This is a genomic window from Paenarthrobacter sp. NCHU4564 (genome assembly GCF_052156435.1).
GTDB lineage: Bacteria > Actinomycetota > Actinomycetes > Actinomycetales > Micrococcaceae > Arthrobacter.
In genome coordinates, this window is sequence record NZ_JBQLIS010000010.1 from 18,084 (window position 1) to 32,914 (window position 14,831).

The window sequence follows — 14,831 nt, forward strand, 5'->3', positions numbered from 1 at the left end:
GCTCTTGCAGATAATTGCCCAACTGACCGGCAGCAGTGGTTGTTCTGAGGGCTCAAAACAACCTCTGCTGCCAGTCAGTTGAAACGGCGTTGTGTCTAGGCGATACCGGCCTGGCGCTCGGCGGACTCCACGACGTTGGCCAGCAGCATGGCGCGGGTCATCGGCCCAACGCCGCCCGGGTTCGGGGACAGCCAGGCGGCGACGTCCGCCGCAGCCGGGTCCACGTCTCCGGTGACCACTGCCTTGCCGTTGCCGTCGTCCACACGGCTGACGCCGACGTCGAGCACGATTGCACCCGGCTTGAGGTCTTCAGCCTTGATCATGTGCGGGACGCCTGCAGCAGCAATTACGACGTCGGCCTGCCGGAGTTCGGCGGGAAGATCCACCGTTCCGGTGTGTGCCAGGACCACGGTTGCGTTGACTTCCTTGCGGGTCAGCAGGAGGCCGATGGGCCGCCCGATGGTGACGCCGCGGCCGACCACCAGGACACGCTTGCCCTTAAGCTCGATGCCGTGGCGGCGCATCAACTCCACGCAGCCCTTGGGGGTGCAGGGCAGCGGGGACTTCATCTCACCGTTCACGTTGGCCACCAGGCGGCCGAGGTTCATGGGGTGCAGGCCGTCGGCGTCCTTGTCCGGATCCATGGCCTCCAGGATGGCGTCCTGGTCTATGTGCTTGGGCAGCGGAAGCTGAACGATGTATCCGGTGCACTCCGGGTTTCCGTTGAGCTCCTGGACCACCTTGAGCAGTTCGTCCTGGGTGATGTCCTCGGGAAGGTCGCGGCGGATGGACTGGATGCCCACCTCGGCGCAGTCCTTGTGCTTTCCGCCGACGTACCAGGTGCTTCCGGGATCCGAGCCCACCAGGATGGTGCCCAGGCCTGGAACGATTCCCTTGCCGGCGAGGACGGCAACGCGTTCGGTAAGTTCTGCCTTGATGGCCGCGGCGGTTGCCTTGCCATCAAGGATCTGTGCTGCGTTCACCACTGCTCGTGCTGCGGGTAGAGCGGGAAGTCGGCGGCGAGCTTGTCGACGCGGGCCTGGAGGGCTTCCACATCCGTAGCGGAACCGGACTTCAGTGCGGTGGCGATGATCTCGGCAACCTCGGTGAACTCGGCAGCACCGAATCCGCGGGTAGCCAAGGCAGGCGTACCGATGCGGAGGCCGGAGGTGACCATCGGCGGGCGCGGGTCGAACGGAACAGCGTTGCGGTTCACGGTGATGCCCACGGAGTGCAGGAGGTCTTCGGCCTGCTGGCCGTCCAGCTGCGAGTTGCGCAGGTCAACGAGGACCAGGTGGACATCCGTGCCGCCGGTGAGGACGGAAACGCCGGCCTCGGCCACGTCCGGCTGGTTGAGGCGGTCGGCGATGATCTTGGCGCCTTCGAGGACGCGCTCCTGGCGCTCCTTGAATTCCTCGCTGCCGGCGATCTTGAAGGCCACGGCCTTCGCTGCGATCACGTGCATGAGCGGACCGCCCTGCTGGCCCGGGAACACGTTGGAGTTGATCTTCTTGCCGTACTGTTCCTTGGCCAGGATCACGCCGGAACGCGGGCCGGCGAGGGTCTTGTGCACGGTGGAGGTCACGACGTCGGAGTGCGGGACCGGGCTCGGGTGCAAGCCGGCTGCGACGAGGCCTGCGAAGTGTGCCATGTCGGTCCAGAGGAGTGCGCCGACCTCGTCAGCGATCGAGCGGAAGGCAGCGAAGTCCAGGTGGCGCGGGTAGGCGGACCAGCCGGCGATGATGACCTGCGGCTTCTCCTTGATGGCCTGCTCGCGGAGCTTGTCCATGTCCACGCGGAAGGTGTCTTCTTCCACCTGGTAGGCAGCGACTTCGTACAACTTGCCGGAGAAGTTGAGCTTCATGCCGTGGGTCAGGTGACCGCCGTGTGCCAGGGAGAGACCGAGGATCTTGTCGCCAGGGGTGATCATGGCAGACAGTGCGGCGGCGTTGGCCTGTGCACCGGAGTGCGGCTGGACGTTGGCGTATTCGGCACCAAACAGGGCCTTGACGCGGTCGATGGCGAGCTGCTCGGCAACATCGACGTATTCGCAACCGCCGTAGTAGCGCTTGCCCGGGTAACCCTCGGCGTACTTGTTGGTCAGGACGGAGCCCTGGGCTTCCATGACAGCGCGGGGTGCGAAGTTCTCGGACGCGATCATTTCCAGGGTGCCGCGCTGGCGGCCAAGCTCCTGGTCGAGGACTGCTGCGATTTCAGGATCGAGCTCAGCGAGCGGCTGGTTGCTGACAGACGCTGAAGTGGTGGTGGTAGACACGGAAATCTCCTGGCTAGGGAATGGGAGGTGCTACAGGTCAGGCTACCGGCAGCAGCATTCCCGCGTCCTCTCGATGACAAGAGGCATCGGTCACTCTGCATGCATTCGGTAAAACATGACCCTCGGCCCAGGCGTACGATCCGTGGTCTTCGTGATTGCCGCTCCCTGGTGGTAGTCCACCCAACGCCAGTTGCGACCCGTTAACAGTACAACAAGGCCGCGCGGGTAGGCTTGGGCGTGTGACTGACTCCGCATTTGTTGTGACCCTTTCCTGCCCTGACCGCCCCGGCATCGTGCATGCCGTCGCCGGAGCCCTCCTGGAGGCAGGATGCAACATCGCCGATTCCCAACAGTACGGAAGCCCCACCACAGGTAACTTTTTCATGCGCGTGGAGGCAACGACGTCGGGCCCCCAGCAGGCGCTGGAGGCCGCGCTGCTTCCGGTTGCCGGGTCGTTCGGCATGACGTGGCAGGTCAATCCGGTAGGCCGGAAGGTCCGCACCATCATCATGTGCTCCAAGGACGCACACTGCCTCAACGACCTCCTGTTCGCCCAGCGCGCAGGCACCCTGCCCATCGAGGTCCCCGCGATCGTGTCCAACCACCGCGACCTCGAGGAACTGGCCAGGTTCTACGGCATCCCCTTCCACCACATTCCGGTGACCGCTGACACCAAGCCCCAGGCCGAAGCGGAGCTGCTGAAGCTGATCACCGAGCACGATGTGGAACTGACGGTCCTGGCCCGCTACATGCAGGTGCTGTCCAACGATCTTTGCCGGGAATTGAACGGCAAGGCCATCAACATCCACCACTCGTTCCTGCCCTCCTTCAAGGGCGCCAAGCCCTACCACCAGGCCCACGCACGCGGTGTGAAGCTCATCGGCGCCACCGCCCACTACGTCACTGCGGACCTGGATGAGGGGCCGATCATCGAGCAGGAAGTCATCCGCGTGGACCACGCCCGCACGGCCGCCCAGTTCGTCCAGATGGGCCGCGATGTGGAAGGCCGGACGCTGGCCCAGGCGGTCCAGTGGCACGCCGAGCACCGGGTGCTCCTGGATGGCACCCGGACCGTGGTGTTCAACTGACGCCGGTCCTACGCTGGGGGTATGCAGGGTATCCCTGATCCGGAAGCTGACCTGGCTCTCTACTACGACCGCCATGCCGCAGTGCGAAACACCCGGTCTTTGACTCCACACCGGGTGGAGGCCAGGCAGTGGTTCGTGCGGCTGCTGAAGGAGGAGCACTGTCGCTCCCTGTTTGAGCTCGGCTGCGGAACCGGTGTTGAAGGCCTGGCCTTTGTCCAGGCGGGGCTGCACTACACCGGAGTGGACCTGTCCGGTGAAAGCATCCAGGTGGCCCGGGCCCAGGGGCTTGAGTGCTCTGTGGCCAGCGGACGGAGGCTGCCTTTTGCCGACGGGGTTTTCGACGCCGTGTGGAGCATGAGCACCCTCCTGCACGTGCCCAACAGCAGGATTCACGACGTCGTCAGCCAACTTGTGCGGGTCGCCGCACCTGGTGCGCCGATCGCCGTCGGGCTGTGGTCCGGCGACGACGACGAAGTCCTGAACCCGGAAGACCTCGACGAGCCCCGCCGGTTCTTCAGCCGCCGGAGCGATGACACCCTGCACCGGATCTTCGGTGCCCATGGTGTGGTGGAGCACTTCCGGACCTGGCCCGAAGGAACGGGGGTGGAGTCCGGGCCCGGAGCAGGCCATTGGACCCAGCACTACCAGTTCCTGGTCCTCCGCACCCCCTCACCCAACTAGGTCGCATCTGTGCGCGTTTTGAGGGCTCATAACGCGCACTAATGCGACCCAGTTGGGGGCACGGGGTGACTTATGCTGGGGCACATGGCTCCCTCATACACTTTTGCCGGGGACACCCCGGACATCCATGGCACCGCCTTCGTGGCACCCACGGCGTCGATCATCGGCAAGGCCACGTTGGCCCGGAACTCCAGCGCGTTCTACGGCGTCTCGGTCCGTGCAGACACGGCGGCGATCACGGTAGGCGCAGGTTCCAACCTCCAGGACAACGTGGTCCTGCACGCGGACCCCGGATTCCCCTGCACCGTCGGCGAGCGCGTCTCGGTCGGTCACAGCGCCGTGGTGCACGGCTGCACCGTGGAGGACGACTGCCTCATCGGCATGAGCGCCACGATCCTCAACGGCGCCGTGATCGGAAGCGGTTCCCTCATCGCGGCGGGCGCCGTGGTCCTTGAGGGCACAGTCATTCCCCCGCGCTCCCTGGTGGCCGGCGTCCCGGCGAAGGTGCGCCGCGAGCTCACCGACGAGGAATTCGACGGCGTGAAGCGCAACGCCGCCCACTACAAGGAACTGGCTGCGGCCCACCGGGAAATGCACGCCTGACGAACGAATGCGGGGCCCGCTCGCGCAGAGCGGGCTCCGCTTTCGTTGCATCAGTCCAGGGAGATCGGACCCAACTCGTCCAGCAGCTCACCCGGTCCGGGGTTGCCGGCGGCCGAGGATCCACCCAGGTGGTTCACTACGCCCCACACAGCGTTGAGGCCCGTGGTCACAGCGCCCTCGGCCCAACCGGCGGTAAAGGACACGTCGTCCCCGGCCAGGAAGATGCCACGCTGGTTCTCCGGCAGCTTGTCCTGCTTGAAGTGGGTGAACAACCGCTGCTGGTACCGGTAGTGTCCGGGCAGGTTGGCTTTGAACGCACCCATGAAGTTGGGGTCGGCTTCCCAGGACACCGTGATCGGCTGCCCCACGATGTGGCTGGCAATGTCCACGCCCGGGTAGATCTGCTCCAGCGAGTGCAGCATGAGCTTCACGCGTTCCTCGGCGCTGAGCGCAAGCCACTTCAGGGCATCGTCGTTCCAGGTGTAGGACAGCAGGATGACGGCGGGCTTGTCCGGGCCGTCGTCCAGCAGGTAGGTGGCCCGGTTGAGGCGGTCGGTGAGGGTCATGGAAAGGACCTCGCGGCCGGTTTCCGGGTCGATGTCCTTCCAGAACGGCCGGTCCACCATCACGAAGGTCTTGGACGACTGCATGTAGTGCGAGCGCTCGATCGCGGTCCACATCTCCGCTGGGAACAGTGCTTCTTCGGTGTGGATGCGCGTGGACAGCAACCACGACTGGCAGGTGGTCACCACCGCAGAATAGGTCGCCTCGCGGCCCCAGCTTTCCCGGACCACCAGGTCGCCGTTGTCTGCGCGGCGGATGTTGTCCACGGCTCCGCGCGGCGAACCTGAGTGCAGCGACGCCAGCGAGGTGCCCTGCGGCCAGTGCGTGATGTCCGACGGCGCGTGGTTCCAGAGTGCCTCGGGCAGCCTTTGCGCTCCTCCCCGGATCAGCCGGTGCTGGTCGTCGGCGTCGGTGTAGACGACGCGCAGGATCTCCAGGATGGAGTTGGGGAAGTCCGTGTCCCAGCCACCGGTGCCGAAGCCGACCTGGCCAAAAGCCTCGCGGTGCGCGAAGCCTGCATCCTTGAAGGACTTGCTGGCGGCGATGAATCCATAGAACGTCTGCTCGTCGAGTTCGGGCAGGAGCTCATTCCAGAGTTCCTTGATGCGCTTGGTGTCACGGGCCTTGATGGCTTCCTGCATTTCCGTGAACGCCGCTCCGTCCTTGATCGCGTCTTTCCAAGCGTCGGCTACTTCGCGGAAGAACGGCGGCAGGTCCTCGGGCGTGGCAGCGTAATGCTTCCGGCCCGCCAGTTCGATCACCGTGCTGGAGGTGACAGGCGCCAACGGGTTGGGGAAGTCCTGTGTTTCCAGTCCCAGGAGGTCGATGTAGTGGTACAAGGCCTTGCCGGAGACGGGGAACCGCATGCCACCGAGGTCGGCAACCACGCCGGGGGCCGAGGGGAAGCTGGCTGTCCTGAGCCGGCCGCCGATTTGGTCGGCCTCGTAAATGACGGGCTTGAGGCCGAGCTTCATAAGTTCGTAGGCCGTCACAAGCCCGGACAGCCCTGCGCCGATGACGGCGACTTCGGTCCCGTATCGCCCCGCGGGGACGGACCCCAGCCCGTCCGGGTGGGCCAGGTAGTGGTCGTAGCTGAACGGAAAGTCCGGGTTCAGCATGGTGATGGGAGCCTCCGCCGGGCTGTCGGCTGAGGGGTCAGTGGGGAGTTCGGTGGCGATGGTCATGCGTTGTCTGCTTTCACAGGTTCCGGGCTCGTGGCCCTGGTGGTCATTTCACGGTAGTCCTGCTCGCTCAGTGCGGCTACCTTGGAATTCCGGCGTCCATAGCCGAAGTAGATGGCGGCTCCCACGAGCATCCAGACCCCAAAGGTGATCCAGGTGTCCGCACCGAGGTTGACCATCAGGTAGGCGCACATGGCGGCGCCCAGGATGGGGGTGATGGGGTACAGCGGCACCTTGAAGTTCCGTTCCAGGTCCGGACGGCTGCGCCGCAGGTAGATGACGGCCGCGTTGACGAGCGCGAATGCGAACAGCGTGCCAATGCTGGTGGCGTCGGCCAGCGCGCCCAGGGGCACCAGCCCGGCGGCAAGTGCGACGGCGGTTCCCACCAGCAGCGTTCCGGCCACCGGGGTGCCGGTGCGGCGGGAGACGCGGCCAAAGACCTTGGGCACCATGCCATCGCGGGACATGGACAGCAGGATGCGGGTCTGGCCGTAGAGCACGGTGAGCACGATGCTGGCGATGGCAAGTACGGCACCGGCTGAGAAGACCAGGGCAATCCACGGCTGTCCCGTGATCTCATGCAGGATCTGGACGAGGGCGGCTTCGGTGCCGTCGAACCAGCCCCATGGCCGGGCACCGATCGCTGCGACGGCAACCAGCACGTAGATGGTGGTCACGATCAGCATGGAAAGCATGATGGCCCTGGGCAGGTCGCGCTTGGGGTTCCGTGCTTCTTCACCGGCGGTGGATGCTGCGTCGAAGCCGATGTAGGAGAAGAAGACGCTGGACGCTGCTGCGGATACGCCCGCTGCGCCCATGGGCAGGAGCGGCTCGAAGTTGCCTGCGTTGAAGGCGGTGAAGGCTACTGCACAGAAGAACAGCAGGATGCCGACCTTGATGACCACGATTGCCGTGTTGATCCACGCGCTTTCGCGGGCGCCCCGGACCAGCAGGACCATGGCCAGCAGCACGATGACCATGGCCGGAATGTTGACCACTCCCCCGTCGCCCGGTGGCTGGCTCAGGGCATCGGGCAGGACCTGCCCAAAGGCGGCAAGGGTTTCATTGACGTACTGCCCGGCCCCGACGGCTACCGCCGCCACGGACACTGCGTATTCCAGCACGAGGCACCAGCCACAGATCCAGGCCATGCCCTCTCCCATGGTGGCGTAGGAGTAGGAGTAGCTGGATCCGGCCACGGGGACCAGCCCGGCCATCTCCGCGTAGGACACAGCGGAGAGAAGGGCTGCAATGCCGGCCACCACAAACGAGATCCAGATTGCGGGGCCTGCCAGCGGCACGGACTCTCCCAGGATGACCAGGATGCCGGTGCCCAGGGTGGCGCCGACGCTGATCATGGTCAGCTGGAGGACTCCGAAGCTGCGGACCAGCGGCGTGCCGCCTTCGCTGCTTCCGGCCTCGCCGACCATTTGGCCGAGGGGTTTGCGGCGCAGGAGCTGGGCGCCCAGGCCCAGTCCCGCGCTTCGGGTGGCGGGTGGTTTTTGGGTGTTGACAGGCACGGTCACCGTTGACGTCCCTTCATGAGTAGTTTCGGTTTCCCCTTCACAAGACTGCCATGTGAGCCAGCTCTCAAGCTGGTGCAAAATGACCTATAGTGTTCAACCATGAGACGTAATGCACCCCATTCATTCCCCGCCCCGGCGGCGGTTTCCGGGCAGGTCAAGGTGGATCTGTCTGCGATTTCAGACAACATCCGTATCCTCAGGAAGCGCACGCAGGCACCTCATTTCATGGCCGTGGTCAAGGGCAACGCCTACGGCCATGGCTTGGTGGAGGTCGCCCGTACGGCCGTCAGCTCCGGGGCCGACTGGTTGGGAACCGCCCAACTCAACGAGGCTGTGGCTCTCCGCAAAGCCGGCATCACACAGCCCATCCTTTCCTGGCTCTATCTGGCATCCCAGACAAGCGCGACCATCATCGAAGCCTTGGAAAACGACATCGACGTGTCCCTCGGAAGCGTCCGCCAACTGGAGGTGCTCGCCGGTGCCGCCGGACGCCTGGGACGTCCCGCCGTCGTACATCTGGAACTGGACAGCGGCCTGAGCCGTGGCGGGGCGCGCAAGGAGGACTGGCCGGAACTCGTAGCGCAAGCCCGGCAAGCGGAGGTGGACGGCACCGTCCGGGTGCGCGGAATCTGGACGCACCTCGCGTGGGCCGACGTCCCCGCCCACCCCGGCAATGCGGCAGCCGTGGCTGAGTTCGAGGACGCCGTAAGCCAGGCCCGCGAAGCAGGATTGAGCCCGGAACTTCGGCACGTGTCGAGTTCGGCCAATATCCTGGACCGGCCCGAGTTCCACTTCGACATGGTCCGCGCGGGATTGGCCATCTACGGGTTGGCGCCGGCCGACCACCTGGATCCCGCCGACTTCGGCCTGCGGCCCGCACTAAGCGTCACCGCGCCGCTGGTCATGGTCAAGAAAGTCCCGGCCGGTACGGGCGTCAGCTACGAACACCAGGCCATTACTTACGAGCCGCGCTATCTGGGCCTCATTCCCCTGGGCTACGCGGACGGCATCCCCAAGGGAATCAGCGGAAGGTCGGTGGTTCACGTGGGCGGGCGCCAGGTACCCGTGATCGGCAAGGTGTGCATGGACCAGTTCATGGTGGACCTGGGTCCCGATGCCACGGGGATCGACGTCGGCGACACCGCCGTCCTGTTCGGCGACCCCGCGTGCGGCGCTGCGAGTGCCGACGATTGGGGCTCGGCCATCGGCAGCCACGGCGACGAAATCATCAACAGAATTGCCCCGCGCCTGCCGCGCGTTTATGAATCCAGCGCGTACGAATGCCCCGACTACCAGGAGCCGGCCGCCGCCGGGCAGGGCAATGTCGCCTGAGCCCGCCACCGCCCGCATCAGCTCCGTCACCCTCGACCAGTTCCTGGAGCAGCTGCCGCCTGAGTTGACAATGCTTCACGACGGCGGCAGCGGCACCGAACTGCTGCGCTGGGTGGAACCAAGCGAGCTGGAAGACCCAACGCCCTACCTGCCCGAGGGCGAATTCCTGCTCACCGCCGGGCTGCCTTTCCTGGGGAAAGGTGGCTCGGCGGCCAAGGTGGACGCCTACGTCAAGCGGTTGGTGGGTGCCAAGGTTGCCGCACTGGGCTTTGGCATCCAGCCCTATTTCGACGCCGTTCCCGACGTGCTGCTTGAGGCTTGCCGAAGACACAACCTCACCTTGTTCGAGGTTCCCGAGTCCTTGCCGTTCGCCGCGATCGGCTTGGAGTTCTCCCAGCTCCTGGAGACGGATGCGGCCCGGGTTTTCCGGCAGCTTGCCGACACCAACCGTCAGCTGATGCGGGCGGTCCTCTCCCCCAGGCCGGAACACGAACTCCTGGCTGCGCTGGTCCAGCGCGTACCCGTGTGGGCTTTGCTGGTGGGAGCGGACGGACGGGTGCGGGCCCGCGGGCACAGTGCCGGCGGCAGCACCGCCGTCGAGCAGTCACAGCTGGCACCCATGCTGGACCGGCTCCTGTCCGGCAGCGGGCCCCGCGTGGAGATGGACAGCTTTGAACAGCCCGGCTCGGCGCTGGTGTTCGGGCATCCGCTGCGCAGCACCAAGGACGCCAACCTGGGCGCCCTGGTCCTGGGTGCCGACGCACCGCTGACGCCTGCCCAGAACAGCGTGGTGCAGTCCGCCGTGGGTCTGTTGGAGCTGCTGGTGCGGCAACGGACCAGTGGATCCCTGGCCCCCAGCCAACTTGCAACAGCCGTGCTGCTGCACCCTGACTCGCTGGCGAACGGCGGCACCAGGCATGTCAATGGTCTCCGGGACCTGCTGGCGCAAAGCGTCTCCTCCACCAGGTCCGCTCCGGTCCGCGTGGTGCAGGGCATCAAAGTCGATTCACCCGAGTGGCCCGCCGGCGACAGCCCCGTTCGTGAGGTGCTCCAATGGCGGCGGCTGTTCGACACCAAGCTCGTGGAGATCACCGAGTACGGATTCGCGGCCATCACGCGGTTGCGCGTTGACGATGCACTGCTGGCCGATGTCGAGAAGCTCGGCTGGCGCCTGGTGATCGGCGAGCCGACGGAACTGGCAGGCCTGACCGAGGCCTACCACCGTGCCAGTTCCCTGCGTGCCCGGGTACAGCTGAGCGGCAAGAGCGCCCGCGCGGACGAGATGACCTGGTCCGTCACCGGCCTCCTGGGCCAGGAAGCGGGAACCATGCTGGCGTCGCGGCTGCTGGCACCGGTCCTGGCACTCGAACCTGAACGCCGTGGTCCCCTGCTGGCTGTCCTGCGTGGCTGGCTCAGCGAAAACGGCAGCTGGGACGCCTCAGCCAAACTGCTCGGGTTGCACCGCAACAGCGTGCGCCGGCAGATCGGGGTCCTGGCCGAGCTGCTGGACATGGACCTCAACCAGGCGCAGGTCCGGGCCGAGCTGTGGATCGCGCTGCAGTATGTGGACGGGTCCGGCTAGCGGTCCCACTCCGCATACAGTTCCGGCCTCCGCTCCCGGAGGTACGGGACCTCGTTCCGGGCTGACTTGACGCTGTCCGTCCCCACCTCGGCGAACAGCAAGGCGGGCCCCTCCCCGGCGGCGGCCAGCAACGACCCGTCCGGGCCGGCCACTACGCTGCCACCCAGGAAGCTGTACACATCCTCATGCCCCGAGTGGTTGGCGTAGGCGACGTTCAACTGGCTTTCCAGCGCCCTGGCGCGGATCAGCACCTGCGGGACGTTCTCGAATCCGGCCGACAACGCCGTTGGCACGAGCAACAGTTCGGCGCCGCGGCTTGCAGCCGCCCGGACGGCCTCGGGGAACTCCACGTCGTAACAGATCAGCATGGACGTACGGATTCCGTTGAAATCCACGACGGCGGGAGGTGCTTGCGCGCCAACGAACGCCTTGTGTTCCTCCGGACCAAACAGATGGACCTTGTTGTACGTGAGCAACCCGGTGCCGCTGGCGTCCAGCAAAGTAGCCGAGATGTGCCAGCGGTCCTCGCCGGAAGACGGCTCCGCTCCGGCGTCGAGCGCTTGGGCGTCGTGCGCTTGGGCGTCGAGCGCTTGGGCGTCGAGCGCTTGGGCAGGGAGGTCCGGCAGGGCCGCCGGCGCCGGGAGGCTGTAGACAAGGCCGATACCGTGCTTCCTGGCAATGCCGGCCAACCGTTGGTGAAGCTCCGGCAGGATGGCTGGGTCCAGTTCTGCGTGAAGCCTCAATGGCGCATAGCCCACAGGGAACAACTCCGGAGTGAGCAGGATGGCGGCGCCGGCTTGGGCGGACCGGTGTGCAGCCTCGTCAATGGTCCGCAGGTTGGCGTCGATGTCCAGCACGGACGCGTTGGCCTGAAGGACGGATAGCAGCATCTTTACCACCTTGGTTAATCGACTTCGGGCCACTGCGGGCCACTTCTCCTTCCAGCGTAGGCCTGCGTGGGGCGCCCGGAGCAGGGCGTTTGGACCCACGTGCCCCTTGGCCGGGACGCATTGCCCGTTGCGCTCGGGGAGGAACCACTTGCGTTGGAGTATGTCTCGAAAGATTGACTCCTTGTGTTCACTTCTTGACTACAAGTCTTCTCTTGGGGCACGCTTCTTGTCATGCCCGCTACACAGAGCTCAACGAAGAGCCACCCACGAAAACCCGGTTCGCAATCAGCGCTCCGGCACCTCAACCAGCAACGGATCATCGAGTGCTTGCTGAGTGGGCCGTCGACGCAGGCCGAGCTGTCCCGGCAAACCGGGCTGTCCACCGCCACCGTGTCCAACATCGTCAAGATCATGCAGGACGCCGGACTGGTATCCACTGAACCGACCACCAGTTCCGGCCGCCGGGCAACCAACGTCAGGTTGAACAGCAACGGAGCCGTCGCCGTCGGAATCGACTTCGGGCGCCGCCACCTGCGGGTGGTCCTTGCCTCGCTGGGCTACCACGTCATCGCCGAGGAATTCATCGAGCTTCCCCTCGGCCACCAGGCCGAGGAAGGCATCGACGCGGCCGTCCGCCTGCTGGACCGGCTGCTGGAAGAAAACGACATCGACCCCACCGCCGTCGTCGGCGCCGGAGCCGGCATTCCGGGGCCGATCGACCGCCGATCGGGTACTGTCGCCCAAGGCGCGATCCTGCCCGAGTGGGTGGGAATTGACATCCTCCACAGGTTGGAGGAAGCGCTCAAAGTTCCCGTGTTCGTTGACAACGATGCCAACCTTGGTGCGCTCTCCGAGGTCACGTGGGGACCGCACAGCGGCGTCTCCAACCTGATGTTCCTCAAAGTGGGGTCGGGCATCGGCGCCGGGCTGATCCTCAACGGGGCGCCCTACTACGGAAACGTGGGCATTACGGGCGAAATCGGCCATGCGACCATCCACGAACACGGCCTGGTATGCCGGTGCGGAAACCGCGGATGCCTGGAAACGATCGCCTCAACCACCACCATGATCGAGCTGCTGGGGCGCGGCCAGGACACCCTGCTCACCCCGCAGGACATTGTCCGCAACTGCCTTGCCGGCGACTCCGCCACCCAGCGCGTGGTGGACGACGCCGGCCTTGCCGTGGGCCGGGCACTCGGCAACGTCGCCAACCTCATCAACCCGGAAGTGATCGTGGTGGGCGGCCCGCTGGCGGGCCTGGGCAACCTGTTGCTGGACCCGATCCGCCGGGGCCTGGTACGCCACGCAGTACCCGTGGTTGGAGAGACAACACACTTGGCCATGTCCTCCCTTGGAGCCCGGGCAGAGGCCCTGGGAGCGGCAGCTCTGGTCTTCCAACACGCAGGTATTACCGCCAGGTAACGAAATCGTTAGCTAGCTCATGCGTTCAAGTCTTGACGACAAGACGGGTGATCCAGTTTACTTTTTCATCAGACAGCCCCGCCATTGTGGGGCCGACAACGACGTCATGCATTGGAGGCGTAAGGGCTAATGACACCCCTCGACACGCAAGATGAACCGATCCTTCTGGAAATGCGGTCCATCACCAAGGAATTCCCGGGCGTGAAGGCCTTGTCCAACGTGAGCCTGCGCGTGAAAGCCGGAGAGATCCACGCCATCTGCGGCGAGAACGGTGCCGGGAAATCCACGCTGATGAAGGTCCTCTCGGGCGTTTACCCCCACGGCAGCTACACAGGCGACATCGTGTACATGGCCGAAACGCAGCAGTTCAAGGACATCCGCGCCAGCGAGGCCGCAGGCATCGTGATCATCCACCAGGAACTCGCGCTGATTCCGGAACTGTCCATCATGGAGAACATCTTCCTGGGCAACGAGCCCACCAAGTGGGGAGTGATCGACTGGGCAGAGGCCCGCCGCCGGTCGGTTGAGTTGCTGGCCCGCGTTGGCCTGCGCGAGGACCCGGACACCCCCATCAAGGAAATCGGCGTCGGCAAGCAGCAGTTGGTGGAAATCGCCAAGGCCCTGAACAAGTCGGTCCGCCTGCTCATCCTGGACGAGCCCACCGCGGCCCTGAACGAATCCGACTCCCAGCACCTGCTGGACCTGATCCTCGGCCTCAAGGGCAAGGGCATCACCTCGATCATCATTTCCCACAAGCTCAACGAGATCGAACAGATCGCGGACGAGATCACCATCATCCGTGACGGCAAGTCGATCGAAACCCTCAACGTCAAGCGTGACGGCGTGGACGAAGACCGCATCATCAAGGGCATGGTCGGCCGAACCCTGGAATCCCGTTTCCCGGACCACGAGCCGAAGATCGGCGAAGTGTTCTTCGAAGTGAAGGACTGGACCGTGGGCCACCCGCAGATCCAGGACAGGCTGGTCTGCAAGGGATCGAACTTCTTTGTCCGCCGTGGCGAAATCGTCGGCTTCGCAGGACTCATGGGCGCAGGCCGCACGGAACTGGCCCGCTCCATTTTCGGCCACTCCTACGGCCGCTTCATCAAGGGCCAGGTCTACAAGGACGGCAAGCCGGTGCACCTGAAGACCGTCCGCGCAGCAATCGACGCCGGCCTTGGCTATGTCACCGAGGACCGCAAGTCCCTTGGCCTCAACCTGCTCGATGACATCAAGACCACCACTGTCGCGGCAGCCCTGAACAAGATCAGCAACTACTCGGTGGTGGACAGCCGCAAGGAATTCCAGGTGGCCGAGGAGTACCGCAAATCGCTGCGGACCAAGACCCCGTCGGTGGAGGAAGGCGTAGCCAAACTCTCCGGCGGCAACCAGCAGAAAGTGGTGCTGGCCAAATGGATGTTCACCGACCCGGACCTGCTCATTCTGGATGAACCCACCCGCGGCATCGACGTCGGCGCCAAGTACGAGATCTACGGCATCATCCAGCGGCTGGCCAACCAAGGCAAGGGAGTGATCGTCATCTCCTCGGAGCTTCCTGAGCTCCTGGGCCTGTCCGACCGCATCTACACGATTTTCGAAGGCGCCATCACCGGTGTCCTGAACAAAGACGAGGCGAGCCAGGAAAGCCTGATGAAGCTTATGACCTCTTCCCGGAAAGCAGCCTGAC

12 protein-coding genes and 1 riboswitch are annotated in these 14,831 nt (G+C 65.1%); of the genes, 7 read left to right on the top strand and 5 right to left on the bottom strand.

The window, feature by feature from the left end; translation table 11 throughout:
• Window positions 1-95 precede the first annotated feature (95 nt).
• Together ACSVIE_RS11840 and glyA are read right to left on the bottom strand one after the other, a co-directional pair.
• Complete coding sequence (locus ACSVIE_RS11840) at window positions 96-986, bottom strand: bifunctional methylenetetrahydrofolate dehydrogenase/methenyltetrahydrofolate cyclohydrolase (RefSeq protein WP_426006430.1); 891 nt, start codon at window positions 984-986, stop codon at window positions 96-98.
• On the bottom strand, window positions 980-2,275 hold the full coding sequence (glyA, locus tag ACSVIE_RS11845) for a serine hydroxymethyltransferase (RefSeq protein WP_442423941.1): 1,296 nt from the start codon (window positions 2,273-2,275) through the stop codon (window positions 980-982). The genes ACSVIE_RS11840 and glyA overlap by 7 nt, the downstream gene beginning before the upstream one ends.
• Before the next feature lie 118 nt (window positions 2,276-2,393).
• A riboswitch (ZMP/ZTP riboswitch) is annotated at window positions 2,394-2,479 on the bottom strand.
• Between the two features lie 35 nt (window positions 2,480-2,514).
• Here glyA and purU point away from each other — a divergent pair.
• The 3 genes from purU to ACSVIE_RS11860 all read left to right on the top strand — a co-directional run bounded on the left by purU (window position 2,515) and on the right by ACSVIE_RS11860 (window position 4,647).
• A complete protein-coding gene (gene purU / locus ACSVIE_RS11850) occupies window positions 2,515-3,363 on the top strand; it encodes a formyltetrahydrofolate deformylase (RefSeq protein ID WP_442423942.1) in 849 nt (282 codons plus the stop codon).
• Window positions 3,364-3,384: 21 nt separating this feature from the next.
• The gene (locus tag ACSVIE_RS11855) at window positions 3,385-4,044 is read left to right on the top strand and encodes a class I SAM-dependent methyltransferase (protein ID WP_442423943.1); all 660 of its coding nucleotides are present in this window, start codon (window positions 3,385-3,387) and stop codon (window positions 4,042-4,044) included.
• A gap of 84 nt (window positions 4,045-4,128) precedes the next feature.
• Complete coding sequence (locus ACSVIE_RS11860; protein ID WP_442423944.1) at window positions 4,129-4,647, top strand: gamma carbonic anhydrase family protein; 519 nt, start codon at window positions 4,129-4,131, stop codon at window positions 4,645-4,647.
• 50 nt (window positions 4,648-4,697) lie between these two features.
• Here the strand turns inward: ACSVIE_RS11860 and ACSVIE_RS11865 are convergent, their stop codons facing one another.
• Both ACSVIE_RS11865 and ACSVIE_RS11870 read right to left on the bottom strand, forming a co-directional pair.
• On the bottom strand, window positions 4,698-6,395 hold the full coding sequence (locus ACSVIE_RS11865; RefSeq protein WP_442423945.1) for a flavin monoamine oxidase family protein: 1,698 nt from the start codon (window positions 6,393-6,395) through the stop codon (window positions 4,698-4,700).
• Window positions 6,392-7,918, bottom strand: a complete 1,527-nt coding sequence (locus ACSVIE_RS11870) for an amino acid permease (protein WP_442423946.1) — start codon at window positions 7,916-7,918, stop codon at window positions 6,392-6,394. Before ACSVIE_RS11870 ends, ACSVIE_RS11865 begins: the two co-directional genes overlap by 4 nt.
• Window positions 7,919-8,017: 99 nt before the next feature.
• On the opposite strand from ACSVIE_RS11870, the gene alr reads away from it, so the two are divergent.
• Together alr and ACSVIE_RS11880 are read left to right on the top strand one after the other, a co-directional pair.
• Entirely contained in the window at window positions 8,018-9,250 is a 1,233-nt protein-coding gene (gene alr / locus ACSVIE_RS11875; RefSeq protein ID WP_442423947.1) for an alanine racemase, read from the top strand.
• On the top strand, window positions 9,240-10,832 hold the full coding sequence (locus tag ACSVIE_RS11880) for a PucR family transcriptional regulator (RefSeq protein ID WP_442423948.1): 1,593 nt from the start codon (window positions 9,240-9,242) through the stop codon (window positions 10,830-10,832). Before alr ends, ACSVIE_RS11880 begins: the two co-directional genes overlap by 11 nt.
• Here the strand turns inward: ACSVIE_RS11880 and ACSVIE_RS11885 are convergent.
• A complete protein-coding gene (locus ACSVIE_RS11885; RefSeq protein WP_442423949.1) occupies window positions 10,829-11,722 on the bottom strand; it encodes a carbon-nitrogen hydrolase family protein in 894 nt (297 codons plus the stop codon). The genes ACSVIE_RS11880 and ACSVIE_RS11885 overlap by 4 nt on opposite strands.
• Window positions 11,723-11,953: 231 nt before the next feature.
• On the opposite strand from ACSVIE_RS11885, the gene ACSVIE_RS11890 reads away from it, so the two are divergent.
• Together ACSVIE_RS11890 and mmsA are read left to right on the top strand one after the other, a co-directional pair.
• Window positions 11,954-13,144: an ROK family transcriptional regulator gene (locus ACSVIE_RS11890; RefSeq protein WP_442423950.1), complete on the top strand. Its 1,191-nt coding sequence runs from the start codon at window positions 11,954-11,956 to the stop codon at window positions 13,142-13,144.
• Window positions 13,145-13,273: 129 nt separating this feature from the next.
• Complete coding sequence (gene mmsA / locus ACSVIE_RS11895) at window positions 13,274-14,830, top strand: multiple monosaccharide ABC transporter ATP-binding protein (protein WP_426006416.1); 1,557 nt, start codon at window positions 13,274-13,276, stop codon at window positions 14,828-14,830.
• Window position 14,831 lies beyond the last annotated feature (1 nt).

Coding starts and splice junctions, on each gene's coding strand:
- ACSVIE_RS11860 (WP_442423944.1), top strand. CDS start 4,129: ATGGCTCCCTCATACACTTTTGCCGGGGACACCCCGGACATCCATGGC.
- ACSVIE_RS11890 (WP_442423950.1), top strand. CDS start 11,954: ATGCCCGCTACACAGAGCTCAACGAAGAGCCACCCACGAAAACCCGGT.
- ACSVIE_RS11880 (WP_442423948.1), top strand. CDS start 9,240: ATGTCGCCTGAGCCCGCCACCGCCCGCATCAGCTCCGTCACCCTCGAC.
- alr (WP_442423947.1), top strand. CDS start 8,018: ATGAGACGTAATGCACCCCATTCATTCCCCGCCCCGGCGGCGGTTTCC.
- ACSVIE_RS11885 (WP_442423949.1), bottom strand. CDS start 11,722: ATGCTGCTATCCGTCCTTCAGGCCAACGCGTCCGTGCTGGACATCGAC.
- ACSVIE_RS11865 (WP_442423945.1), bottom strand. CDS start 6,395: ATGACCATCGCCACCGAACTCCCCACTGACCCCTCAGCCGACAGCCCG.
- ACSVIE_RS11855 (WP_442423943.1), top strand. CDS start 3,385: ATGCAGGGTATCCCTGATCCGGAAGCTGACCTGGCTCTCTACTACGAC.
- mmsA (WP_426006416.1), top strand. CDS start 13,274: ATGACACCCCTCGACACGCAAGATGAACCGATCCTTCTGGAAATGCGG.